General features: G+C 43.6%; 28 protein-coding genes. 12 read left to right on the top strand and 16 right to left on the bottom strand.

Going from position 1 to position 24,483, the window contains the following annotated elements:
• The first annotated feature begins 228 nt into the window (after positions 1-228).
• A complete protein-coding gene (locus GW12_RS16090) occupies positions 229-354 on the top strand; it encodes a KGW motif small protein (protein ID WP_264673517.1) in 126 nt (41 codons plus the stop codon).
• A 42-nt stretch (positions 355-396) separates the two neighbouring features.
• Here GW12_RS16090 and GW12_RS04230 read toward each other — a convergent pair whose 3' ends face one another.
• Positions 397-2,139 (bottom strand): FAD-dependent monooxygenase, encoded by a 1,743-nt coding sequence (locus GW12_RS04230; protein WP_034583905.1) that lies wholly within the window; start codon positions 2,137-2,139, stop codon positions 397-399.
• Positions 2,140-2,309: 170 nt separating this feature from the next.
• Between GW12_RS04230 and GW12_RS04225 the strand changes: the two genes are divergently transcribed.
• From GW12_RS04225 to GW12_RS04215, 3 genes are all read left to right on the top strand, one after another.
• The gene (locus GW12_RS04225) at positions 2,310-3,191 is read left to right on the top strand and encodes a LysR substrate-binding domain-containing protein (protein ID WP_034583903.1); all 882 of its coding nucleotides are present in this window, start codon (positions 2,310-2,312) and stop codon (positions 3,189-3,191) included.
• Between the two features lie 17 nt (positions 3,192-3,208).
• Positions 3,209-3,526, top strand: a complete 318-nt coding sequence (locus GW12_RS04220) for an NGG1p interacting factor 3 protein, NIF3 (RefSeq protein ID WP_034583901.1) — start codon at positions 3,209-3,211, stop codon at positions 3,524-3,526.
• A gap of 137 nt (positions 3,527-3,663) precedes the next feature.
• Positions 3,664-5,136 carry a carotenoid oxygenase family protein gene (locus tag GW12_RS04215; protein ID WP_034583899.1) on the top strand — a complete coding sequence of 491 codons (1,473 nt, stop codon included), beginning with the start codon at positions 3,664-3,666 and terminating at the stop codon, positions 5,134-5,136.
• Positions 5,137-5,335: 199 nt separating this feature from the next.
• Here GW12_RS04215 and GW12_RS04210 read toward each other — a convergent pair whose 3' ends face one another.
• Both GW12_RS04210 and GW12_RS04205 read right to left on the bottom strand, forming a co-directional pair.
• Positions 5,336-6,130, bottom strand: coding sequence for a nitroreductase family protein (locus GW12_RS04210; protein ID WP_034583898.1), 795 nt, complete (start codon positions 6,128-6,130; stop codon positions 5,336-5,338).
• Between the two features lie 71 nt (positions 6,131-6,201).
• Positions 6,202-7,002 (bottom strand): enoyl-CoA hydratase-related protein, encoded by an 801-nt coding sequence (locus GW12_RS04205; RefSeq protein ID WP_034583897.1) that lies wholly within the window; start codon positions 7,000-7,002, stop codon positions 6,202-6,204.
• Between the two features lie 100 nt (positions 7,003-7,102).
• Here GW12_RS04205 and GW12_RS04200 point away from each other — a divergent pair, with 100 nt between their 5' ends.
• Positions 7,103-7,672, top strand: coding sequence for a nicotinate-nicotinamide nucleotide adenylyltransferase (locus GW12_RS04200; RefSeq protein WP_034583921.1), 570 nt, complete (start codon positions 7,103-7,105; stop codon positions 7,670-7,672).
• Between the two features lie 47 nt (positions 7,673-7,719).
• Positions 7,720-8,283, top strand: a complete 564-nt coding sequence (locus GW12_RS04195) for a YceI family protein (RefSeq protein ID WP_034583895.1) — start codon at positions 7,720-7,722, stop codon at positions 8,281-8,283.
• 29 nt (positions 8,284-8,312) lie between these two features.
• Here GW12_RS04195 and GW12_RS04190 read toward each other — a convergent pair whose 3' ends face one another.
• Positions 8,313-9,215 carry a LysR family transcriptional regulator ArgP gene (locus GW12_RS04190; RefSeq protein ID WP_034583918.1) on the bottom strand — a complete coding sequence of 301 codons (903 nt, stop codon included), beginning with the start codon at positions 9,213-9,215 and terminating at the stop codon, positions 8,313-8,315.
• A gap of 111 nt (positions 9,216-9,326) precedes the next feature.
• On the opposite strand from GW12_RS04190, the gene GW12_RS04185 reads away from it, so the two are divergent.
• Positions 9,327-9,932 (top strand): LysE/ArgO family amino acid transporter, encoded by a 606-nt coding sequence (locus tag GW12_RS04185; RefSeq protein ID WP_034583892.1) that lies wholly within the window; start codon positions 9,327-9,329, stop codon positions 9,930-9,932.
• 52 nt (positions 9,933-9,984) lie between these two features.
• Here the strand turns inward: GW12_RS04185 and GW12_RS04180 are convergent, their stop codons facing one another.
• From GW12_RS04180 to dapD, 5 genes are all read right to left on the bottom strand, one after another.
• On the bottom strand, positions 9,985-10,443 hold the full coding sequence (locus GW12_RS04180; protein WP_034583889.1) for a peroxiredoxin: 459 nt from the start codon (positions 10,441-10,443) through the stop codon (positions 9,985-9,987).
• 81 nt (positions 10,444-10,524) lie between these two features.
• Positions 10,525-10,929: a hypothetical protein gene (locus GW12_RS04175; RefSeq protein ID WP_034583886.1), complete on the bottom strand. Its 405-nt coding sequence runs from the start codon at positions 10,927-10,929 to the stop codon at positions 10,525-10,527.
• Positions 10,930-10,945: 16 nt separating this feature from the next.
• The gene (gene queC, locus GW12_RS04170; RefSeq protein WP_034583883.1) at positions 10,946-11,614 is read right to left on the bottom strand and encodes a 7-cyano-7-deazaguanine synthase QueC; all 669 of its coding nucleotides are present in this window, start codon (positions 11,612-11,614) and stop codon (positions 10,946-10,948) included.
• Between the two features lie 30 nt (positions 11,615-11,644).
• A complete protein-coding gene (gene queE / locus GW12_RS04165; RefSeq protein WP_034583880.1) occupies positions 11,645-12,355 on the bottom strand; it encodes a 7-carboxy-7-deazaguanine synthase QueE in 711 nt (236 codons plus the stop codon).
• A 126-nt stretch (positions 12,356-12,481) separates the two neighbouring features.
• Positions 12,482-13,303, bottom strand: a complete 822-nt coding sequence (gene dapD, locus GW12_RS04160) for a 2,3,4,5-tetrahydropyridine-2,6-dicarboxylate N-succinyltransferase (protein ID WP_034583878.1) — start codon at positions 13,301-13,303, stop codon at positions 12,482-12,484.
• Positions 13,304-13,679: 376 nt separating this feature from the next.
• On the opposite strand from dapD, the gene carO reads away from it, so the two are divergent.
• Entirely contained in the window at positions 13,680-14,408 is a 729-nt protein-coding gene (gene carO / locus GW12_RS04155) for an ornithine uptake porin CarO (protein ID WP_034583876.1), read from the top strand.
• Positions 14,409-14,531: 123 nt separating this feature from the next.
• Here carO and GW12_RS04150 read toward each other — a convergent pair whose 3' ends face one another.
• The 7 genes from GW12_RS04150 to GW12_RS04120 form a co-directional block, all read right to left on the bottom strand.
• Entirely contained in the window at positions 14,532-15,455 is a 924-nt protein-coding gene (locus tag GW12_RS04150; RefSeq protein ID WP_034583874.1) for a CysB family HTH-type transcriptional regulator, read from the bottom strand.
• A gap of 54 nt (positions 15,456-15,509) precedes the next feature.
• A complete protein-coding gene (locus tag GW12_RS04145; RefSeq protein ID WP_034583872.1) occupies positions 15,510-16,574 on the bottom strand; it encodes a sulfate/molybdate ABC transporter ATP-binding protein in 1,065 nt (354 codons plus the stop codon).
• 11 nt (positions 16,575-16,585) lie between these two features.
• The gene (gene cysW, locus GW12_RS04140; protein WP_034583870.1) at positions 16,586-17,479 is read right to left on the bottom strand and encodes a sulfate ABC transporter permease subunit CysW; all 894 of its coding nucleotides are present in this window, start codon (positions 17,477-17,479) and stop codon (positions 16,586-16,588) included.
• A complete protein-coding gene (cysT, locus tag GW12_RS04135; RefSeq protein ID WP_034583868.1) occupies positions 17,476-18,309 on the bottom strand; it encodes a sulfate ABC transporter permease subunit CysT in 834 nt (277 codons plus the stop codon). The genes cysW and cysT overlap by 4 nt, the downstream gene beginning before the upstream one ends.
• Before the next feature lie 86 nt (positions 18,310-18,395).
• Positions 18,396-19,001: an alpha/beta hydrolase gene (locus GW12_RS04130; protein WP_034583866.1), complete on the bottom strand. Its 606-nt coding sequence runs from the start codon at positions 18,999-19,001 to the stop codon at positions 18,396-18,398.
• A gap of 31 nt (positions 19,002-19,032) precedes the next feature.
• Complete coding sequence (locus GW12_RS04125; RefSeq protein WP_034583864.1) at positions 19,033-20,046, bottom strand: sulfate ABC transporter substrate-binding protein; 1,014 nt, start codon at positions 20,044-20,046, stop codon at positions 19,033-19,035.
• 176 nt (positions 20,047-20,222) lie between these two features.
• On the bottom strand, positions 20,223-21,230 hold the full coding sequence (locus GW12_RS04120) for a sulfate ABC transporter substrate-binding protein (protein WP_034583861.1): 1,008 nt from the start codon (positions 21,228-21,230) through the stop codon (positions 20,223-20,225).
• A 161-nt stretch (positions 21,231-21,391) separates the two neighbouring features.
• Between GW12_RS04120 and pabC the strand changes: the two genes are divergently transcribed.
• The 4 genes from pabC to GW12_RS04100 all read left to right on the top strand — a co-directional run bounded on the left by pabC (position 21,392) and on the right by GW12_RS04100 (position 24,378).
• Complete coding sequence (pabC, locus tag GW12_RS04115) at positions 21,392-22,204, top strand: aminodeoxychorismate lyase (protein ID WP_034583858.1); 813 nt, start codon at positions 21,392-21,394, stop codon at positions 22,202-22,204.
• 1 nt (position 22,205) lies between these two features.
• Entirely contained in the window at positions 22,206-23,270 is a 1,065-nt protein-coding gene (mltG, locus tag GW12_RS04110) for an endolytic transglycosylase MltG (protein WP_034583856.1), read from the top strand.
• Between the two features lie 9 nt (positions 23,271-23,279).
• Positions 23,280-23,885, top strand: a complete 606-nt coding sequence (gene tmk / locus GW12_RS04105) for a dTMP kinase (protein ID WP_034583854.1) — start codon at positions 23,280-23,282, stop codon at positions 23,883-23,885.
• A 70-nt stretch (positions 23,886-23,955) separates the two neighbouring features.
• Entirely contained in the window at positions 23,956-24,378 is a 423-nt protein-coding gene (locus GW12_RS04100; protein ID WP_034583833.1) for a PaaI family thioesterase, read from the top strand.
• The last annotated feature ends 105 nt before the right edge of the window (positions 24,379-24,483 follow it).

Here is a 24,483-nt window from a genome sequence, read left to right as displayed (position 1 = left end):
ATTCACTTTTGTTTAAACTAACGCCCTCGATTGCCACCATGGGGTGGCTTTTTGCTTTTTAAGCAGTTTGAAATATTTTTTTAATTTTCTCCTACTAAGCTGGTTTGAATTTTGCTTTTATCTATGTATAGACGTGATATTGTGTAGTGAATGCTCAATATTTATGCACTTTAAAGGAAAGATGGTATAGATCAGTTCAGTATCAACGCTCAAGAATGAGGTGATCACATGGCTAAAACGTTAAGAATAATGGACAGAACGGCACTGCGTCAGAAAGGTTGGTGGTTATTTGGTTTTGTTGTGAGTTTGCAGGTGCTGTTTTTGGTTGGTAGTTATTTGTTGCAGGGTTCTTGATATCAAATTTTAAAAAGCCACCAGAAGGTGGCTTTTTTATCATTAAACAGTTAATTGAACCTGCTTAAACACAGCCTTTAACGTATTTACATAATCAAACTGATCATTGGTGCTGTCTTGATAACGCCAAGCCACATAACCATCCGGACGAACTAAAACAGCCCCTGATTCATGGATTTCAGACTTGGCATTCCATGTGCCATACACATCACGATAATCACGTGAACCAATCTGAATTACATCCAGATAAGGCAGATTCAATGATTCAGCCGCCTGTTTCCAGCCTTTTCCTGATAAACCAGTCAATAGGGTAAAACGGCCTTTACCAGTAATATCCAGTGTTGAGACTTTTTGTCCTTTGGCATTCACCAGCCAGGTATGTGGCACTTTTGCACCCGGACGTGTCGTGGCTTGCAAATACAGCTGCTGATCGCGTTCGAACACTTCAGGTTCAGATTCACTAATGACTGCATTGGAGGTATAACGCTGATTTAATTCCACACCTTGTGCATTAAACTCATAGTTTTTCACCGCCAGTGCCTTAAACAGTCTTTGACGGATTTCAGCACCTTGCTCATCTTCAGCAAAAATACGTTCCAGCATCTGCTTCTGGGTAGTAACGCCTTGATCAAAACCAAAGACATCTTTCAGATACTTATAGTCAAAACGTGACTGATTAGCGCGTGCTACGATTTGCTTGCCTACAGGTGCACGTTCAGAAGTATAAGAATCTAACAGAGAAGGGGCCGCCCAGCCTTTGATGGCATAGGCCAGTTTCCAGCCCAGGTTAAAGGCATCCTGCATACAGGTATTGGAACCCAAACCACTTGAAGGCGGATGACGGTGTACTGCATCACCACCACAGAACACGCGACCTTTGGAATATTCAGTGGCCCAGGTCTGATTCACATACCAGTAAGACAGTTTCTGAATCTCAACGTCTTCAACTTCTGCACCAACAAAGGCATTGAGACGAGCACGTACCTGTTCCTCGGCCACTTGTGGCTCACCTTTGGAAATGTCGAAGCCCCAACCCATAATCCATTCATTCCATGGGGTAATGGCACGTAACAGCCCCATCCCAAGGTCACCAAAGCTGGCTTCAGGATTAACAATCCATTGCAGAATTGCGGGGCGGTGCTGCACATATTTGGTCAGGTCAGCTTTGAAAGTCACATACACTGTGCCCGCACGAGCCATCACGCCTTCGAGTGGCAAGCCAAGTTGCTCTAGCACGCGTGACTTAGCACCATCCATACCGACCAGATATTTGGCTCTTAAGCTGAATTCTGTGTTAGTAATTCGGTTCAGGAAGGTTGCAGTTACACCATTTTCATCCTGTACATGCGACAGATATTCAGTGTTGAAATTATAGATCGCACCACGTTCACCGGCATTCTTTACCAGCAAGGCTTCCATTTTCGGCTGGATCAGATCGACCAGCGGACATGGACTGCCTTTGATATAGTCACCATGACGTTCATCTCCAGTACCCCAGGCACTCATGCGGGCAATTTCTTCACCAACTAAACTGGTAGTAATCAGGCTTTCACCCATCTGATCCCAAGGGGTGGCAATTTCCTTAACCTGTTCTTCAACGCCCAAATCACGTAATACTTCTATAGCACGCTGGTTGGTAATGTGGGCACGTGGACTATTGGCCAGCCAGTTAAACTGGGTAAAGAGCTGGACTTTTACACCATAATTCGCCAAGGCTAAACCCAAGGTTGAACCAGCAGGACCAGTACCAATAACCAGAACATCAGTGTCGTAATGCTGTGTCATACAAGACTCCATGTGTATGCGTGAAGAGCTGACAAAATATTTTGCATTGGAGTCTAGTCAAGCCTGATGAACTGATATATGAGTATTCATATAAACTATTAATCTATTTTTATTTTCAATATTTCGATCCAGATCGTAAGATATTGGCCTTTCCCTCAAGCAGGCAGTCTATGGAACTTCGACATTTACGCTATTTTATGACCGTGGCGCAGGAGCAGAGTTTTACCAAGGCTGCCGAAAAACTGTTTACGGCTCAACCTTCTTTAAGTCAGCAGATCAAGGATCTGGAGCAGGAAGTGGGCGTTAACCTGTTTGAGCGTTCTTCTCGGAAGATCCAGTTAACCGATGAAGGAAAGGCCTTTTTAATCTATGCTAAAAAGTCACTAGAAAATGCCAAACTAGCCGTTGCTGCAGCACGACAGGTGGCACAGCAGAAAAATAATCAGATTCATATCGGCTTTCTGAATGTTGCCGAACTGAAAGTTATGCCGCATATTCTGGCAAAGCTGAAAAAGACCATGCCGGACTTAAAGATTCATTTGCACAGCCTGACCTGTATGGAACAGATTCAACGCCTGAAAAATGCCGAACTGGATCTATGTATTACCCGGTTTCAGCTGGATTATCCAGATTATGAAAATATTCATTTATTGACCGAGCAAATTCATCTGGTTGCAGCCAGACATTTGCATCCGACTGACCGAGTGCTGAAATTGCAAGAACTGAAAAATCACACCCTCATTATGTGTGAGCAGAACGCTTCACCAGTATTTTACGAAAAACTGGATCAGTTACTTGTGATTGATCAGCTTAAGCATGAGCAGGTGCTATGGGTAACCAACGTGCTACAACATATCAATCTGACCAATATGGGGATGGGCTTTAGTTTTGCTCCAGAGTATTTACTGCGTTTCCTAAATGATGAAGTGAAGGTTATTGAAACTGACCGGCCTCTACCAAAGTTAAGTTTATATGCAACATTTAACAAGAACTCTCAAAATCCAGCATTGAATATTATTACCCAAGCCCTTAACAATACGGCAAATGCTTGAAAAAATTGCAGGGAAATATGCTGAAACTGATTTATTACGTACCCGATGAATATCTGGAAAAAACCAAGCAGGCGGTATTTGCGGTAGGGGCAGGTGGTATTGGCGATTATGCCGAATGTGCCTGGCAGGTTTTGGGAAAAGGACAGTTTAAGCCTTTAAAAGGTGCCGATCCTTTTATTGGAGAAGTGGGCCAGCTGGAAGAAGTCGAAGAATGGCGCGTGGAAATGATTGTGCCGGATGAAAAGGCTGTTGATGTTGCTAAGGCTCTAAAAGCCAGCCATCCTTATGAAGAGCCAGCGTTTGAGTTTATCCAGCTGTTGGATATCAAAGTCTAGACCTGTAAATAACTTATTTATAAGTAAATTGCGGCGTGTCTATTTAACACGCCGTCAGTCTACATTTTGAAAACAGCCAATCTGCTTTTGTTATTATAAAATCCGCCAGAATAAAAAATAGAACAAGGAAAATAATAATGCAGTGGCCAAAACCGTTGAGCAGCATGCTCAAGAATACGCTCAGTAAATCAATCCAATACAGTGCGGACATTCTGCATAGCAGTATTCCATACTCTCATGATAATCCTTATCTGGATGGGATTTTTGCGCCGCAGCGGCAGGAACATTTTTCGACTCAACTGATTGTAGAGGGGCAGATTCCGGCAGAACTGGATGGTGCCCTGATGCGGATTGGCCCAAATCCGATTACGGTGAAAAATCCTCGAATTTATCACTGGTTCACGGGCGATGGCATGATCCATGCGCTACGACTGAAAGGCGGTCAGGCACACTGGTATAAAAGCCAGTATGTGGGTTCAGATAGTGTGCAGAAGAAATTACGCCGTCCATTAATTCCGGGTAAAAGCCGAGGTGTGGCGGATCCGGTAAATACCAATATTATCAACTTTGCCGGGAAAATCTGGGCGCTGGTCGAAGCGGGCGCTTATCCGATTGAAGTGAATACTGAACTGGAATCCAAGCGGCATCATCTGTTTGAAAATGATGATCCGGATTTGCCATTTACTGCACATCCGCATATTGATCCGGATACCGGGGATATTCATGCCATTTGTTATGATGGCCTAACCCACAATAAAGTCTTTTATCTGCATATTGATGCTAAGGGAAAACTGAAAAATCATGTCGAAATTCCGGTCAAGCATGGCCCGATGGTGCATGATTGTGCCATTACCAAATCACAGGTCATCATCCTGGATTTAAATGTGAATTTCTCAGTACGTAGTGCCTTAAAAGGTTCGTTGTTGCCATATCAATGGAACCAGAAACATCAGGCTCGCATCGGGATATTACCTTTCGGTGGCAGTGTGACGGATATTCGCTGGTACAATATTGATCCGTGTTTTATTTTCCATACCCTGAATGCCTATGAGCTAAATACTGGAGATGTGGTGATGGATGCTGTGGTACATTCGGAGGCCATGGTCAATTCGATTCAGGGACCCATTGAAGAGCATGATATTCGACTGGAACGCTTCATCTTTAATCAGGGCACCGGCAAGGTCAGCCGGAGTGTATTGTCAGATATCAAACAGGAATTCCCCCGTATTAATGAAGCCTTTACCGGGCGGCAATATTGTTATGCCTATAGCATTTCCTTTGGCGAGTTTGATGATCTTTCGCATATCCGTGCCAACAGTGTGATGTGTCTGAATCTTAGAACCCGAACCACCGAAAGTTATTGTTTTGGAGAAAACTGGGTCACCGGTGAAGCAATATTTGTGGCACGGGAAGATGCAGAAGCGGAGAATGATGGCTGGCTGATGTCCTATGTGCATGCTTTAGATGGTGGGCCATCGACAGTGGTAATTCTGGATGCACAGCATATTCCAGACGGGCCAATTGCTACGATTCATTTACCGGTTCGAGTACCGGTCGGGTTTCATTGTAACTGGATTGATTATCGGAAATTAAGAGCGAACTATTCTTAAAAGATTATATCTTTCCAAAAAGGCATTAAATTCACGTAAGGTGACATGGATGTCACCAGCCAGACAGAGGTACAAGGATGAACCTTCTGTCTGGCAAAGGCTTTGATTACTTTGGCCTGTCAAAGTAACGAAAAAGCCTGCGTGGATATCAATGATTCTAGAGAACAATTCAGGCCGTGATTTGCACTCCAAAAAGTGATTAAATCTTTTGGATAAACAGCTCACGATCAAAACGATATTGAGGGAAGAACACGCCATCTTTCGCACGTTCGCCAGCTCCAATCACCATCACTGGATATTGCTGGTCATTCAGGTCCAGAATGTCACGCACCATCGGTTCATCAAAACCTTCCATCATGCAGCTGTCAAAACCGTAGGCACGTAAAGCCAACACCAGATTTTCACAAGCCAGCGCCGTAGTTTTGGTTGCCCAAAGTTTGGCATCAGCCGGGCTAAAGGCTGACACTGGCAATTGTTTATCTAGTGTACGAGCAACTTTGAAAGCCACTTTTTTAAAGTTACCAAACGCGTTTAGATAACCAGTTTTATAGTTATAGGGAATGAACTTGTAGTACTTCTTCACCGCTGCTGGTGCTTCAGGAAATGGAAATTCACTAATATTCAGTTTGGCCATTTCATCAATGCGATCAGTACGTGCAATACAAACGATGAGTTCAGCTGCCGTTTTGGCTGCCAGCTGACCTAGGCAGGCTTTGACCAAACGTTTTTTCTTGGAAGGGTTCTGCACTACATAGAAGGTCCATGGTTGCAGATTGGAGGAGTTTGGTGCCAGCAATGCCAGATCCAAACAGGCATCCAGGACTTCGGCAGGAATTGGCTTCTTGGTGAATTTACGTACTGAACGGCGGCTTTCAATGACCTTACGGAAATTCTCTACATCAATATCCTGAGGAGCTGGTTCGTAATAACGTTGCTTTTCAGGATTGGCAGTATCTGTGGTTTGGGAAATCGTTTGGGAGTTTTCAGTCGACATAATTCAGTTTCTTGGCAAGACAAGTGATTGAGGCAGTTTAAACTGCCTCAATGGAAATAGAAGTTGCAATATTAATTGAATTGTGTGAAATCTGGTTGGCGTTTCTGCATAAAGGCTTGAACTGCCTCCATCATTTCTGGTGAACCGACACGCTTCATAAAAATGTCTGCTTCATTATCAATACATTCAATGATTTCAGCCAGATTGTGCTTCATCAATGCTTTGGTTTGCTTCAGTGATGTCAGTGGTAAAGCAGCGAGGGTTTGCGCCTGTGTAGCTGCTGCAGCATAGGCATCTTCTTCAATGCTATTTACTAGACCCGCATTCAAGGCTTTTTCACTATTAAACTTTTGAGCCGTGAGTAAGAGTTCAGCAGCTTTATGATAGCCCGCCTGTTGTACCAGTAACTTGCTGGAAGCTCCTTCAGGGGATAGACCAAGGCTTACAAATGGAATCTGGAACAAGGCTGTATTGTCGCTATAGACTAGATCGGCATGCAGCAGGATGGTTACTCCAATACCAATCGCGACACCACGCACGGCAGCAATCAAAGGTTTGGAAAATTTGGCCGCAGATTTTAAAAGAATAAATGGAGGTGTATCGCCAGCTTTTCCTTGTAGCGGAGTTTTAATGAACTTCATAAAGTCCTGCATGTCATTGCCGGCACTAAAGTCCGCATCTTGACCGCGCAGAATCACCACACGCACGCTGCTGTCCTGATCCGCTTCATCTAATGCTTGGGCAATCCACAAATATAACTCGCCGTAGAGGGCATTTTTGGCTTCAGGGCGGTGAATGGCTAAAGTCAGTACGCCATTGTCTAAATTCGCATTTAAATGCTGGTGTGGTTGTTGAATACAGCTCAGTGTCATCGTACTATCCTTGCTTTATTAATATGAATTTATTGGCGCTTATTATGTCGTAAAAATTTCTGCGCGGCATAACTGATGCGTTCATAAAAGTAAGATGGCTATGAAATATAAATTTGATTATCTAGTGTTTATTGGTCGCTTCCAGCCTTTTCATCTGGCCCATATGCAAACCATTAAAATTGCTTTGCAACAGAGCCAGCAGGTGATTCTGGCTTTAGGGTCAGCACAGCAGGAACGCAATGTCAAAAATCCCTTTCTGGCCGCTGAACGTGAACAAATGATCTTGTCGAATTTTTCCGAAGCCGATCAGAAACGGATTAAATTTGTGCATGTGATTGATGTCTATAATGATGAAAAATGGCAAAAACTGGTGAAATCATTGGTGGCTGAACTGGTAGAACCAGATGCCAAAGTCGGCTTGATTGGACATTTTAAAGATGAATCGTCTTATTATTTAAGATTGTTCCCGGAGTGGGAAATGCTGGAACTGGACAGCCTGGTCGGTGCTATTTCAGCAACGCCATTACGTGAAGCTTATTATCGTGGTGAAGTGGTGGAATCGGCTTTTCCTTTGGGAACCAGTGAGTTTTTACACAAGTTTAAAAAAACAGCGATTTACCAACAATTGGCCGATAAGTTTGCAACGAATGATAAAACAAATCTGAGCTAAATCTGGTCTAATGTAGAAAGTTCATTGGATTACGATGGAGTAACACGATGAATCTGGTTTTGAAAAATGTTGCCTATGCAGGGTGTCTGTCAGTTATGGGGATGACGGCTGCCTATGCCAAAAGTTGGACATTAACCCCACAAAGTGAGGTTAGTTTCACTATCAACTCCCTAGGGCTGACTGTAGTGAAGGGAGTTTTCCCGCAATTCAAGGGCCATATGCAGTTTGATCCTGATAAACCGCAGCAAGGGGCAACTGAATTTACCGCGCAGGTGGATAATTTACAGGTTTCCAAGCCCAGCCTTAGAAATATGATTATGGGAGAAGACCTGTTTTATGCTTCACGTTATAAAACAGTAAGTTTTAAAAGTACCCAGTTTAAGCCGAAGGGGAATAATCGCTATCAGATTTTGGGGCAACTGACGGTACGAGGGGTGACTCGCCCGGTGGTGTTTGATACTACTCTGACTCAAAATAAAAGTAACCCAGATATACTCGATATACTATCAACTACAGTAGTGAATCGTTCTGATTTTGGCATGAAAAAAGCCACTGCAGGACTTGGTGAAAAGGTCAATATTCATCTGATCGGACAGTGGAAAACTGAGTAATCTAACTTTCTATTTCTGATATAAAAAGATTATTTTGAAACAGGACAATTTAAGTGTTGTTTGGCTTGTTCCAGAATGACTGTCGTAAGCTGTTGTAGCGCTGGTGATTGCTGCTTCCAGTGATGCCAATATAGCTTCACATCTGTTCTACATTCGGGAAGAATTTCTACCAATGTATTTCGCTGTATTCGATCAGCAATCTGATAATCCGGAACCAGTCCATAACCCAAACCGGCAAAGATCGCTTCGGCAAAAGCAGTCGAAGAGGGAAGATAGTGAAATGGATAGCTCTGTTGCGTCAGACCAAAGTGTGTTAATAAAACATCACTATGTAACTGATCCTGATCATTGTAAATAATCGCAGGTGTCTTGCGTAGCGATTCACGATGGATACCTTGACTGAACCAGCGTTGAATAAAAACCGGCGTCGCGACCATTCGATAAGTCATCGCGCCAATCAATGTAGCTTGACAGCCTTTCATAGCCTGTGACTGTGAGCTGATACAGGCGCTAACTTTCCCGGTTTCCAGCAGCATATGTGTCTGGCTCTGATCAGCCACCTGAAATTTCAGGATGATTTTCTCTTGTAATAATAACTTAGACAGCGTGGGTAATAGCCAAGTCGCGAGTGAGTCTGCATTGGTCGCAATATGCAGCACACTAAATTCATTAGTATCCAGACCATGAAATTGCTGTAACAACTGTTGTTCCCGCAGACGCTGGCTTTGCAGATGTTCCATCAGCATTTGTCCGGCATGAGTCACTTTGCATGGACGTTCCCGCAGGATCAGGACTTGACCTAGAGATTTTTCCAGGCTTTGTACCCTTAAGGTCACAGCAGAAGCAGTAAGATTCAATACCTTTGCTGCAGCTTCAAAGCTTTGGGTTTCCGCGACAGCCAGAAAGGCATCACAATATTTTGAGTTAAGCAACATAAGTTTCTTAAAATTATTTTAGTTATATTTATATTTTCTTAATTTTATTTAATTTTCAAGAGCCCACGCCATAATTGCACCTATCAAAAATGGAACCGGGGTAGTGTAATGTGGAATGCTTATCTGCAAGGACTGGCAATGGGCTTTAGCCTGATCCTTACCATTGGTGCACAAAATACCTTTGTCCTGAAACAGGGATTAAAACAGCAGCATATATTTTGGATCTGCCTGATCTGTGCTTTATCGGATGCGATTCTGATTGCACTAGGGGTATTAGGTTTTGGGCACTGGATTCAGCAACATGAGGTTTTTACCCAACTGGCACGTTATGCGGGCGCAATATTTCTGCTGGTCTATGGTGGAATTCACTTAAAACAGGCCTTACAGGCAGGGCAATCTTTGCTGATTCCTGAAGAGCATCCAGCCAATTCCTTAATTAAAACCTGTCTAATCTGCCTAGGCTTTACTTGGCTGAATCCGCATGTGTATCTAGATACAGTGGTGTTGCTGGGTTCAATTTCAGTTAAATTTTCTGAGATGAAGCCCTATTTTGCCTTGGGCAGTATGACAGCCTCGGTACTGTTCTTTTTTAGTTTGGGCTATGGAGCCAAACTGCTATTACCCATATTTAAAAGCCCACGTGCCTGGCAGATTCTGGATGTATTGATTGGGATTGTAATGTGGGGAATTGCATTGTCATTGATCTTTGCGTGAGCCATAAAAAATGAGTCCAAATCGGACTCATTTTTTATTTCAGATTAGAGAATCAAGCAGCTTGTAGTGCTTTTAGATCATCTAAAACCTGTTCAGCATGACCGGCTGCTTTTACTTTACGGTATTCTTTCACCAATTTGCCGTTATGGAAAATGAACGTTGAGCGTTCAATGCCCATGACTTTTTTACCATACATGTTCTTTTCTTTGATCACGTCAAAGTGTTTGCATAGCACTTCTTCTTTGTCACTAATCAGGTTAATGGTCAGGTTCTGTTTCTCGGTAAAGTTCTGGTGAGCTTTTACGGAGTCACGAGAGACACCCAGAATCGTAGTATTGAGTGCATCAAACTGGTCTTTCAGGCAAGAGAAGCCAACTGCCTGAGTGGTACAGCCTGGAGTTGAATCTTTCGGATAGAAATAGACAATCAGCCATTCTGCATCCAGTTTAGCTAGGTTGATTTCACCGGTTGTGGTTGGAAAAGTTTGATCGAGCAAGCTGATGTCAGACATATAAACTCCATTACTATTGTAATTTTTACAAAAAAATAAGCCACATTATAGTGGCTTATTTCTGCTAAGAATAATCAGAAATTATTTTTTCGCAGCCGCTGCTTTTTGTGCTTGTTCAGTCAAAGTTTTCAGCTTGTTGGTTAGCTGAGGACCGAAACATGCTTGCAGGTCTTTATTCTGTTTTTGCACAAAAGCTAGAGTTGAAGGGCTTTTTTTCTGGTTAATTGCGCTCTGGATTTCCCATTTTTGCGCATTGGTAAGTTTGCCATCCGCTTCTACAGCACAAGTACAATATTTACTAACTTCAGCAGAGGTCAATTGTTTGCCTTTACCAGTTTCTTCTTTACAAACATTGATCAGTGCAGCTTTCACGTTAGTGCTTTTATAAGCATTTTGCAGTTTGCTGTCATTTGCTTGAGCAGTTGTCGCGAATGCAGCAGCTGAAACTAAAGCTGCAAGAACAATATTTGATTTTAAATTTTTCATAAACTCTACCTTGTTATTACGGTATATAACGTGTCGGATCCTCGACACCCGCATCTGCAAAGCCCTGTTTGCGTAGACGACAGCTGTCACATTTACCACAAGCACGTCCTTGGTCGTCTGCCTGGTAGCAAGAAACCGTTTGGCTATAGTCTACGCCATGCTCAATGCCTAAGCGAATAATATTTGCTTTGGATAAATGTAACAAAGGTGTTTCAAACTTGAGCGGTTTACCCTCAACACCCACTTTAGTCGCCAAACGCGCCATATTGGCAAAGGCTTCAATAAATTCCGGACGGCAGTCTGGATAACCTGAATAATCGACTGCATTAATCCCAATCACAATCGCTTCCGCACCAAAAACTTCTGCGGCTGCCAGTGCATAAGACAGGAAAATGGTATTACGTGCAGGGACGTAAGTCACCGGAATACCTTCTTGAGCATGGTCAGGTACATCAATACTATGGTCAGTCAGTGCAGAACCGCCTAAGTTACCTAGGTCAATATTGATGACACGATGTTCTACACCTGCACGTTGCGTCAATGCACGTGCTGCATCCAGTTCCGTGGTCGAACGCTGACCGTACATGAAACTGAGTGCGATACATTCATAGCGTGCCTGCGCCCAGGCTAAACATGTGGTTGAGTCTAATCCGCCAGATAACAATACAATGGCACGAGGGCGCATAGCTAAATCTCCAAAATATTTAATAAATAATTAACGACCAGTTTCATCGTTCCAGAGCAGTTTATGCAGCTGCAGCTGGAAACGAACAGGGAGATGATCTTCTAAAATCCACTGAGCCAGATCACGTGCCAGTTGTGGCAGGCGAACAGCACCTTTTTCAACAGCAAAGGCGGGGGAGAACCAGACCGTACTGACTTTTTCATTCAGTTGGTACTGCTCCACCTGCTGTTTGGACCATTCATAATCCTCACGATTACAGATCACAAACTTAATCTGGTCGTGTTGGGCTAAATGGTCGAGATTGGTAAGCAAATTTCGTGCAACTTCACCAGAAGTTGGGGTTTTTAAGTCTAATACTTTTGATACGCGAGGGTCTACCTTGGACACATCCAGTGCACCACTGGTTTCCAGCGACACTTCACAACCGGCATCTATCAGACGTTGCATCAATGGCAGTGCATTCGGCTGCGCCAGTGGTTCACCGCCAGTCACACAGACATAGGGGGTTTTAAAATCTAAAGTAGTTTGAATAATGTCTTCTAAGGATTTACGTTCACCACCTTCGAAAGAGTAGGTGGTATCACAATAAGTACAGCGTAGCGGACAACCGGTCAGACGGATAAACACGGTTGGCAGACCTGCGGTATTGGCTTCACCTTGTAATGAATAGAAGATCTCCGTGATGCGTAAACCCGCAGACGGATCAGTAACAGGAATAGCGGAAGATCGAAGCGTACTCATAACAAAATTAACCGAGAGATAAATAACAGTGTATAAAAATAAAAATCCCTACGGTTAGGTTTAACCGTAGAGACAAGGAGCAGTTAAAGCTCCGGGGAACAGTCAATGTTCCGTAGAGATTAGATCTTAGTCTTCACGAAGCAAATCGTTCAGGCTAGTTTTGGCACGAGTTTTCGCATCCACTTTTTTCACGATAATTGCAGCATATAAGTTGCAAGTACCATCTTTAGAAGGCAATGTACCAGACACAACAACTGAACCTGCAGGAACACGGCCGTAGTGAATTTCGCCAGTTGCGCGGTCATAAATTTTGGTAGATTGACCAATGAACACGCCCATTGAAATCACAGAACCTTCTTCTACGATTACGCCTTCTACGATTTCAGAACGTGCACCGATAAAGCAGTTATCTTCAATGATGGTTGGGTTTGCTTGAAGTGGTTCAAGAACCCCACCAATACCAACACCACCTGACAGGTGAACGTTTTTACCGATTTGAGCACATGAACCTACAGTTGCCCATGTATCCACCATAGTACCTTCATCAACATACGCACCGATGTTCACATAAGAAGGCATCAAGACCACATTTTTCGCCTGGTAAGAGCCTTTACGAGCAACAGCAGGCGGAACCACACGTACACCAGCTGCTTTAAACTGTTCATCAGTCCAGCCGTTGAATTTGGTATCCACTTTGTCATAGAAGCGAAGATCACATGCTTCCATTGGTTTATTGTCATTCAGTTTGAATGATAAAAGAACCGCTTTTTTCACCCATTGATGAACAACCCATTCACCATTGATTTTTTCAGCTACACGTAGAGAGCCATTGTCCAGGCCAGCAATAACTTCCTCAACTGCCTGACGAACTTCAGCAGGACAGTCTGCTGCAGTGAAATTCGCACGGTCTTCAAACGCTTGTTCAATGATTGTTGAAAGCTGAGACATGATCTTCCTTCCAGAAAAAAAATTTCCAAGATTTTACACTATATTGAGCAAAGATTAGATGGAAAACACGACAGATATTGAAATTAATAATGAAGAACTAAGAAAAATCAGTAAGATCAAGGCCTATTCAATAATTAATGAATATTTACTTTTATATAAAGCATGATATTGGCAATATTTAAGAAAAATTCCTGCAAAAGCATCTAATTAGCAAGAATGTGCAAAAAAGCTTATAAAATCATATAAAAAGCACTATTTGTATCAAAAGCTTACATAAACTTAGCAAAACTTGAATAAAGAATGATCAAGTTATGAATTAACATGCAAGCATAACGAAGATTAAAAACGTTAAAAATAATTTTTTGAGGAGACATAGATGAAAACTTTTGCTAAATATTTTGCGCTGTCGGTACTCGCTGCAGCAACGACTTCTGTGATGGCCGCAGATGAAGTGATTGTTACTGATGAGGGTGTAGCTGAATTCTCTTTCTTTAAACCAGCATCTGTACGTGCTGAAGTCGGTACAACTGGTTATGGTGGTGCGATCTCTTGGAGTGCGAACCCCTATGTTGGTGTAACCTTAGGTTATAACGGCGGTGATATTTCTTGGTCAGATGATTTATCGATTAATGGTTCTGAATATGATCTAGATATGGAAAATAATTTGACTTACTTAAATGCAGAAATTCGTCCATGGGCGAACTGGTTCTATATCGCCGCTGGTGTAGCTTATATTGATAATGATTATGACATCAATCGTCGTATTGGTGCTGGTGAAGCATTTAGTATTAACGGTATAAATTTCTTAGCTGATAGTCCAGATGGTGCTGGTATTAGTGGTCAGTTATCATATAAAAATAATATTGCACCATATGTAGGTATTGGTTTCTCTCCCGCAATTACTAACCGTTGGGGCGTATTTGGCGAAATTGGTGCCTATTACAATGGAAATCCGACAGTAACATTAACTCCTTCAGGCTCTGCAACTAATACTGTTGGTGCAGATTTTGAAACAGAAGTAGCTCGTGAAGCAGAGGAAATTCGTAATGATAATGAATACGAATGGTTACCTGTGGCTAAACTGGGTGTAAGCTTCCGATTCTAATTTATATTTTTGCTAAAAAACGAGCTTCGGCTCGTTTTTTATTTATTGAAATATTTAAAAATTATTAAATATAGATAGAGAAAAGAGGCTATTCACGCCTCTTTTTTCTTTACAAATTATTTATTATTCATCAGGATAAGCCACTTTTTTCAGCGCTTTAATATCGGCATCTGGTGAGCATAATGAAATAAACTCATAGCCATAGCCACGTAGTAAATGACCCTTACGTACTGCAATCCAGGTGGTATTAACACCGAAGATATCTGTTTTGATCTGTTTTAATCGGTAGTCACGTTCAGGATCATAAGCGACATCATTGACAATCCCGACACCCATGTTCAGTTCAACATAGGTTTTGATTACATCAGCATCCAAAGCTGACATCACGATATCTACATCAAAACCGGCTTCCTGGAAGGCAATGTCAATTTTCGAACGGCCGGTAAAACCACCGTGATAAGTGATGATTGGATAATTAGCCAGGTCTTCAATCGTGATTTTTTCTTTTTTGGTCAACGGGTGATTTTGTGGCGTAATAATGCTGTGCTGCCAGTTATAGTACGGCACACTTGCCAGATTCTCTTCGGTAGTCAGGGCTTCAGTTGCAATACCAATATCCGCTTCACCTTGTAGCAGCATTTCAGTAATTTCTACCGGGCTTGCCTGTTGCAGAATCAGGTGAACCTTTGGAAATTCTTTCTTAAACTGATTCACGATTGGTGGCAACACATAACGTGCTTGAGTATGTGTTGTGGCAATGGTCAATGTCCCTTCATCAACCTTGTTAAAGTCATCTGCCAGACGTTTGATATTGTCTGCATCGACCAGCATGCGTTCTACAATGCCGAGCAATGCCTGACCTGGTTCGGTCAAACCCAATAAACGTTTACCTTTACGAATAAAAAGCTGTACACCTAGTTCATCTTCCAGGTCTTTAATATGCTTGCTGACACCAGACTGAGAAGTATAAAGTGCCGCAGAAGCTTCAGTTAAATTAAAGTTCTGTCGAACAGTCTCTCGAATAATTCTTAATTGTTGGAAATTCATAATTCTTTCTACCCTATAAGCGGATGGGGCTGCTCTGGCCCCATCTGGTATGTCTTAAGCGACCTGATTTGCAGAGAATAAATGCAGGTTAAGCGGGCTTAACCATACGGTCTGATTTGGTCGGAACTGATGTGCTCGAGCTTCTTCTGGGGTCAGGGAAATCTCAATCAGGTTGCCTTGACGGTCATTCAGTTCTGCAACCACTTTCCCGGCAATCCACAATTCACGAATGAAAGTCGCCTGAATTGCATTGTCCTGTGGTTGAGCATGGATACGTAGTTCGTCTGGACGCGCGAATACAATCACATTGCCTTGCGCTTGCTGTTTCGCAGCATCAAACTGAACACGATCTTCACCAAGTTGAAGGATGCCGCCATTGTTCTGGCCTTCAAAACGGTTGGCTTGGCCCAGGAAGTCGAACACGAATGGTGTTGCTGGTGTCTCATAGACTTCACGAGGTGAACCAATTTGCTCGACATTACCCTTGTTCATCACTACGATCTGATCGGCAACTTCGAGTGCTTCTTCCTGATCGTGGGTTACGAAAATAGACGTGATGTGCAATTCATCATGCAGGGTACGTAACCAGCGACGCAGTTCTTTACGAACTTTGGCATCCAGTGCACCGAATGGCTCATCCAATAACAATACACGTGGTTCAACGGCTAATGCACGAGCCAAGGCAATACGCTGACGCTGACCACCAGAAAGCTGGGCAGGATAACGATCAGCAAGGAAACCCAGTTGAACCAGATCTAGAAGACAAGTCACACGTTTTTTGATTTCTGCTTCAGATGGACGAGTAGAACGTGGACGTACACGCAGACCAAAAGCCACGTTGTCAAACACAGTCATATGACGGAACAGGGCATAGTGCTGGAATACAAAACCAACTTCACGTTCACGTACATGAACATTCGTTGCATCTTCACCTTCCAGAATTACCTGGCCGCCGTCCGCAGATTCCAGACCTGCGATAATACGTAATAGTGTAGTTTTACCGCAGCCTGATGGACCAAGCAGGGCAACTAACTGGCCATCTGGGAAATCCAGGGAAATGTTTTTCAGTGCATGGAATGCACCAAAGTGTTTTTCAATATTTTTAACTTGAATACTCATGTGGACATTCCTTAAGAAACTGTTGAATCTTCTTTACCTTTGTTTTGTTTTTCCTGGCGCAGCTCGACCCAGGTTTTAAGTACCAAGGTGACAATCGCAAGGAAAGCCAGCAGCGAAGACACAGCAAACGCAGCACTGAAGGTATATTCGTTATAGAGAATCTCGACGTGCAGTGGCAGGGTGTTGGTTTCACCACGGATATGACCAGATACTACTGATACCGCACCGAACTCACCCATGGCACGGGCATTACACAGAATCACGCCGTAGATCAGACCCCATTTGATATTTGGCAGGGTCACTTTCCAGAAGGTTTGCCAGCCAGATGCACCGAGAACAATCGCAGCTTCTTCTTCTTCGGTGCCTTGTGCTTCCATCAAAGGAATCAGCTCACGGGCAACGAATGGAACAGTAATAAATACAGTTGCCAGGACAATTGCAGGCACGGCATAGAGGATCTTGATGTCGTTATCCATCAACCATTCACCCATCCAGCCTTGAGTACCAAAAATCAGTACAAGCATCAGGCCGGCGATCACTGGAGATACCGAGAATGGCATATCAATAATGGTGGTCAGAATCGATTTACCTGGGAAGTTAAACTTCGCAACTGACCATGCCGCTGCAATACCAAAAACCACGTTCAGCGGCACTGAAATCGCTGCAGTAAGTAATGTCAGTTTAACGGCTGACAGCGTATCTGGATGTACCAGTGCCTGTGCATATACACCAACACCTTGTTTAAAGGCTTCAACGAAAACCAGAATCAAAGGCAGAATCAGGCAGCTCAGGAAGAAAATCAGCGCAATCACAATCAGGGTATAACGCACCCAGGTTGGTTCACGGGTTGCATCACGGGATTGCAGCTTTTCAGCAAGCGCATTGCTGTTGGTATGTAAACTCATCGTGCAGTTCTCCCTGTGCGACGGCTTGCCCAAGCTTGTAAGAGGTTAATCAGGAATAGCATCACAAATGAAATCAAAAGCATCACGACAGCGATAGTAGTTGCACCAGCGTAGTCATACTCTTCCAGACGGGAAATAATCATCAGCGGTGCAATTTCAGTCTCGAAGGGCTGGTTACCGGCAATAAAGATGACTGAACCGTATTCACCTACGCCACGAGCAAAGGCCAAAGCAAAGCCTGTGATGAGTGCTGGTAGCAAGATCGGGAAAATGATTTTAGTCACGATCTGAAAACGGGTAGCACCGAGTGCAGATGCAGCTTCTTCCAGTTCGGTTTCCAAGTCTGACAACACAGGCTGTACCGTACGTACCACAAATGGAATCCCGATAAAGATCAACGCCAGCGTGATACCCAACGGGGTATAAGCCACTTTAATACCAATAGGATCCAGATACTGACCGATCCAGCCTGTAGGGGCATACAGTGACGTTAATGCAATACCGGCAACGGCAGTCGGCAGGGCAAACGGCAAATCGACCAGGGCATCGACAATACGTTTACCTGGGAAGCTGTAACGTACCAGACACCATGCCAGTAACAGGCCAAAGACTACATTGATCAGGGCAGCAATAATAGCTGTCGAGAAACTGAGCTGGAGTGACTTGAGAATACGTTCAGAGCTCAGGATTTCCCATAAGCCGTCCCAGCCGATGCCGAGTGATTTAATAAATACGGCAGACAGCGGGATCAAGACGATTAATGACAAATACGCTAGGGTAAAGCCTAGAGATAGACCAAATCCTGGCAGCACTCGGGATCGCTGCGACATGATTACTCCTCAAAAGAGAGAATGCTAATTGAATACAACCAGCGAATATTAAAAATGAAATTTGGGACAAGCATAAGTTCCAGCATCTAAAATGCAAATTTAAAAAAATACTTGCCTTCATCAGTATTATTGATATGTTGCATCGACATCGCTGAATTTAGATATTGTTTAATCTCAGGGAAGGGACCGAAGCCCGAAGCAACATTCACATGACCGACCTGACCTAGGTTGATTGGCTTAATCTTCCAGGATTTGGCAAAGTGATGCGCATCCTCAAAGCTCAGCCAAGGGTCATTTTCACTGATCAGCAGTACCGTTGGAACCTGTAGCTTGATTTGATGAAAATAGGCACTGTAGTCATTTTGACTATCGCGGGCAAAACCGTTCTCGCCAAAGCGACCAGGGTTTGCCGGTGCCACAAGAATCAATTTTTTAATTTTTTTACACAGTTCAGGATGCTGATCGAGTGCTGCCAGGCTGGTTAGACAGCCAAAGCTATGGGCAACTACTTCGATGTCATCCTGAATATTCTGAACGGTAGCAGCAAACTGCGCTACCCAGGTATCCAGAACAGGATGATTCCAGTCTTGCTGTTCAACGCGGGAGCATTGCATCAGACCACGTTGCAACCAGGATTGCCAGTGCTCATATTCACTGCCGCCCACACCTGGAACAATGAGGGTATGTGTCATGCGAATGCTCCTTATTGATTAGCTGCGAAACTTATTTCGCAGTATTAGCTTTTACGATCTGGTCGAAAACTCCACCATTTTCAAAGTGGGCTTTTTGAACTTTGTCCCAGCCACCAAATTCCTCATCGATGGTCACCAGTTTCAGTGGTTTAAATACTGTGTTGTATTTTGCCAGTACTTTGGCATTACGTGGACGGTAGAAGTTACGTGCTGCAATTTCCTGACCCAGTGGTGAATACAGGAAGTTCAGGTAACCTTGAGCCAAGTATTTGTTACCTTTTTTCGCAACAGTCTTTTCTACAATAGCCACTGGTGGTTCAGCCAGAATAGACAGCGAAGGAGTCACGATTTCAAATTTGCCTGGTTGTTCGCGAATGGCTAAATGTGCTTCATTTTCCCAAGCGAGTAATACGTCACCGATGCCGCGTTCCGCAAATGTCGTGGTTGAACCGCGCGCGCCAGAATCAAGTACTTTGGTTTGTTTATAGATTTTACGGACAAATTCTTGAGCAGTTTTGTCGTTGCCGCCTGGTAAGTGTTTCGCATATGCCCAAGCTGCCAGGTAGTTCCAGCGGGCACCGCCAGAAGTTTTAGGGTTTGGCGTAATGATGGCTACACCTGGTTTCACCAGATCATTCCAGTCTTTGATGTGTTTTGGATTGCCTTTACGTACTAGGAAGACGATGGTTGAAGTATAAGGTGTCGAGTTTTGTGGCAATTTTTTCTGCCAGTCTGCAGGCAACAGTTTTGCTTTTTCAGCAATCACGTCGATATCTGCAGCGAGTGCCAGAGTTACCACATCGGCTTCCAGACCATCAATCACGGCCCGCGCCTGTTTACCTGAACCGCCATGTGACTGTTTAAAGTTGATGCTTTGGCCAGTACGGCTTTTCCAGTATTTACCAAATTCTTTGTTGACATCTTCGTAGAGTTCACGCGTTGGATCATAAGAGACATTTAGAAAGTCGCGTGCTGCAGCAGAAAACGAAGTTGCTGAAATAACAGCAGCTAGAACCCCTAGTTTTAATTTTGTTGAAATGCTCATGTGAACCTCAAACTCTTACACGTTTTGTAACATGAGTGAAGAATAAACCTATTCTTTATGCATAAAAAATAATTAAAAATGAATTTTATATGAAAATAAAAGATAAGTTTTTTTGTAAGTCTCTGAAACAACAATGGCCTTATTCAATAAGGCCATTGTTGATGCAATTTTTATGATTATTTTGCGCTATTGGCTTTTACAAGCTGGTCAAAGATTCCGCCATTAGCAAAGTGTTTTTTCTGTACTTTATCCCAGCCACCGAATTCTTTATCAATGGTCACCAGTTTCAGTGGCTTGAATACATTACTGTACTGTTTTAGCACTGCTGTATTACGTGGACGATAGAAGTTTTTCGCTGCTACCGTCTGACCTGCAGGTGAGTATAAGAAGTTTAGGTAAGCTTTTGCCAGGTTCTCATTGTTATTTTTCTTGGCATTCTTGTCCACGATTGCTACTGGTGGTTCAGCCAGGATCGACAGCGAAGGGGTGATGATTTCAAACTTGCCTGGTTGCTCACGAATTGCCAAGTGTGCTTCATTTTCCCAAGCCAGCAATACGTCACCAATCCCGCGTTCAGCAAAAGTGGTGGTTGAACCACGTGCACCTGAGTCCAGAACTTTAGTCTGTTTGTAGATCTGACGGACAAATTCTTGTGCTTTGGCATCGTTACCACCTGGTTGGTGTTTTGCCCAAGCCCAAGCGGCCAGGTAGTTCCAGCGTGCACCGCCTGAAGTTTTTGGATTTGGCGTAATGATGTCTACACCTGGTTTTACCAAGTCACCCCAGTCCTTGATGCCTTTCGGGTTGCCTTTTTTCACCAGGAAAACGATAGTTGATGTATAAGGGGTAGAGTTTTGCGGGAATTTCTTTTGCCAGTCTTTTGGGAGTAGACCGCGTGCTGCGATTTCATCAATATCAGCAGCCAGCGCCAGCGTCACCACGTCTGCATCCAGACCATCAATCACGGCGCGTGCCTGTTTGCCAGAACCGCCATGTGACTGTTTGAAGTTCACGTCTTGGCCGGTAGATTTTTTCCAGTACGCCTTAAATTCTTTGTTAAAGTTGTCATACAATTCGCGAGTTGGGTCATAGGAGACATTTAAAAAGTCCTTTGCAGACACACTAAATGCCGTTGCTGAAATTAGTGCTGCTAAAACCCCAATTTTTAATTTACGGATGTTCATATTTGCCTCAAGAGTTTCTTTGTTTTGTTGGTTGAGGCAAGAATAGCTGGAGTTTTTTTGCATAAAAAATAATTAAAAAAGAATTTTATGTGAGTAAAACAGATATATATGTGCCGTCTATCTTTGCCTGCAATCTGATTCGCTGGAGAGGTGAAAAAATTATGCTGTGTTTTAAAAATGCACAACAAATCCATCATATCGATCTGCTAGATCGCGCTTTTCATTATGGCGACGGCTGCTTTACCACGGCTTGTATCCGCAATAACCAGGTTGAATTACAGGAACGTCATTTAGCACGGTTACGTATGAGTAGCCAGAAAATGAACCTGCAGGTGGATTTAGAGCTGATTGACGCTACATTGCAAAAACTGCGTGAAACTGAAACTGTACTGAATGGCACTTTAAAAATCATCATTAGCCGTGGTATGGGGCAACGCGGTTATAGTCTGCCCGATCATCCTGCGGATCTCTGGGTCTACTACTATCCAAAAACCTTGGAAGAGCATCAATTTGAACAGATTGAAAGTGGTGTACTGAATACAGCATTAGGGCTGTGTATGCCGCAGCTGGTCGGTTTAAAAACCCTGAATCGGCTGGAACAGGTCATGCTGAAACAGGAAGCGGATCAGCAGGGTTGGGTAGAAGCGCTGGCCTGCGATGTGCAAGGTGAAATTGTTGAAGGTGTGAGCAGTAATTGTTTTTTAAGGATAAACAATACATGGATTACTCCTGAACTTCGCTATAATGGCGTCAGCGGGGTGATGCGTGCCGAGATTCTAGAGCGGATGCATCAGCAGGGAATTGCCTGTGAACAGCGCAGTCTGGATATGGAAGAGATTCCACACATCCAAAGCCTGTTTTTCTGTAATGCGCTGAGCCCCATGAAAATGGTGGCCCAATTCGAACAGCGAACGCTGGATACAGAGGCCTGTATCGCGTTATTTCATCGTCTACATTTAAATCAGATCAGCTAATATGTCCGCCAGTAAAAATACAGCCAAAAAGAAAACGAAAAAGAAAAATAAAGCAAAATCTTCCTTTCCTATGAAAGGTATTTTGGTTGTTTTATTAGGGTTTTTCCTGATTCTGGCTGTGATCCTGAAAAGTGGCTTATTCAAGGATTATCCAGTCAAAGGCCAGAAAGAGATGCTGGCGATCAGTGCTGGGGATACCTATTCCGGTTTTATCGACCGACTGGCGAAAGAAGGCCATGTCAGCTTTCCGATCCTGCTCAAAGTCTATCAGCGTCTGATTATTCATGACACCTTGAAAGCCGGTGTATATGAAATACATGATGGCATGAGCGTTCGCGAAGTGCTGCAGATGATTTCCAATTCTGAAAATGCCCAGATGAACCGGATTCTGGTGATTGAAGGTACGACTTTTAAGCAGCTGATCGAAAGCTTGAAGAAAGATGAGCTGGTGACCAAAGAAGTCGTGAATCTGCCAACCGATCAATTGCTGAAAGAGTTGAATATTCCATTCAATCATCCGGAAGGGCTGTTTGCGCCGAATACCTATTTCTTTGCTAAGGGTGAAACCGACCGCAAGATTCTGACCGATCTGTACCGTCATCAGATGCAGGCGCTGGATGAAGCCTGGAATAACCGTGCTAGTGATCTGCCATACCAGAATAAATATGAAGCGCTGATCATGGCTTCGATCATTGAAAAAGAAACCAGTCTGGACAGCGAATTGCAGCAAGTGTCTGGGGTATTCGTACGCCGTCTGAAAATTGGTATGCGTCTGCAGACTGATCCAACTGTGATTTATGGTATGGGCGATAAGTACAAGGGCAATATTACCCGCCAGGATCTGCGTACGCCAACACCATATAATACTTATACCATGGCAGGTCTGCCACCAACGCCGATTGCCTTGCCAAGTAAAAAAGCCATTGAAGCCGCGATGCATCCGGACAATTCACAGAATATCTACTTTGTCGCAACCGGCAATGGTGGGCATAAGTTCAGCAGCAATCTGCAAGACCATAATCGCGCTGTGCAGGAATATCTGTCAGTTTTACGTTCCAAAAATTAAGGAGTGAGCATGTTTATCAGCTTTGAAGGCACTGAAGGTGTAGGGAAAACCACGCTCATTCGTCGTATCTATGATGATTTTATCGCGCAAGGCAAAGAGGTAGTATTGACTCGTGAGCCGGGTGGTACGCCAATGGCGGAACAGATTCGTTCACTCTTGCTGGCAGTGAATCATGAAGAAGCGATGTGCAACGATACTGAACTACTGCTGATGTATGCAGCGCGTGCCCAGCATCTGGCACAGGTCATTCTGCCGGCACTCGAAGCGGGAAAAATTGTCCTGTGTGACCGTTTTACCGATGCCAGTTTTGCCTATCAGTGTGCTGGACGTGGACTCAGTGAAGCCAAGCTTAAATTACTGAATGATAACTTTGTCGCGCGTATGCCAGATGTGACTTTCTGGCTGGATGCACCGATTGAACTGGGGATGAACCGTGCCCGTGAACGTGGTGCACTGGACCGTTTTGAACAGGAGAAAGTCTCTTTCTTTGAGAAAGTCAGAAGCGGTTATGAAACTTTATGGCAGCGTCATCCGGAGCGTGTCAAACGTTTGAATGCCACCCAAACACCAGAACAGGTTTTTGCTCAGGCGATGCGTGAATTACAAGCTGTCTAGGTAGTCAGAATTAAACTGTAATTCGCTATTAAAAATCTTCTATATTGTTCGTGATATGGAAGATTTTTTTATGAAAAGTAGTCTAGAAAAAATACAAAAATTTTTAGCAGTCGAGTTCCCGCAAAGTCTGGAATATTGTCAGTTGGTTGATATTAAACCTAAGGGCTCAACGGTGCGCTATCGAGTCAATGATGGTCAGTTGCGGCCGGGAGGCACGATTTCCGGCCCTACGATTATGGCTGTGGCGGACTTTGCTTTATATGTGGCAATTCTCAGTGAAATTGGACTAGTAGGCTTGGCAGTCACCACCAATATCAATATTAACTTTCTACGTAAACCGGATGGTCAGCGTGACCTGATTGGGGAATGTCGACTGATCAAAGTAGGTAAAGCGCTCGTGGTAGGTGAGGTCTGGGTGTATTCAGAAGGACAGAAAGAGCCAGTGGCTCATGTGACAGGAACCTATTCTATTCCACTGAAATCGATTTCATAGTTTTGCAAGACAAGGTGGTTCATCTATGGGATGGTGAATTTTGACATCCTCTCCGACCTAAAGGACGGAGATTCCTCCTGCGAGACGCCCATGTCCGAGCGCAAG

The organism is Acinetobacter sp. HR7, assembly GCF_000773685.1.
In the GTDB taxonomy this organism is placed as follows: Bacteria; Pseudomonadota; Gammaproteobacteria; order Pseudomonadales; family Moraxellaceae; genus Acinetobacter; species Acinetobacter thermotolerans.
The sequence above is the reverse complement of the archived record's forward strand: the minus strand, read 5'-3'. Positions and strand labels throughout refer to the sequence as shown.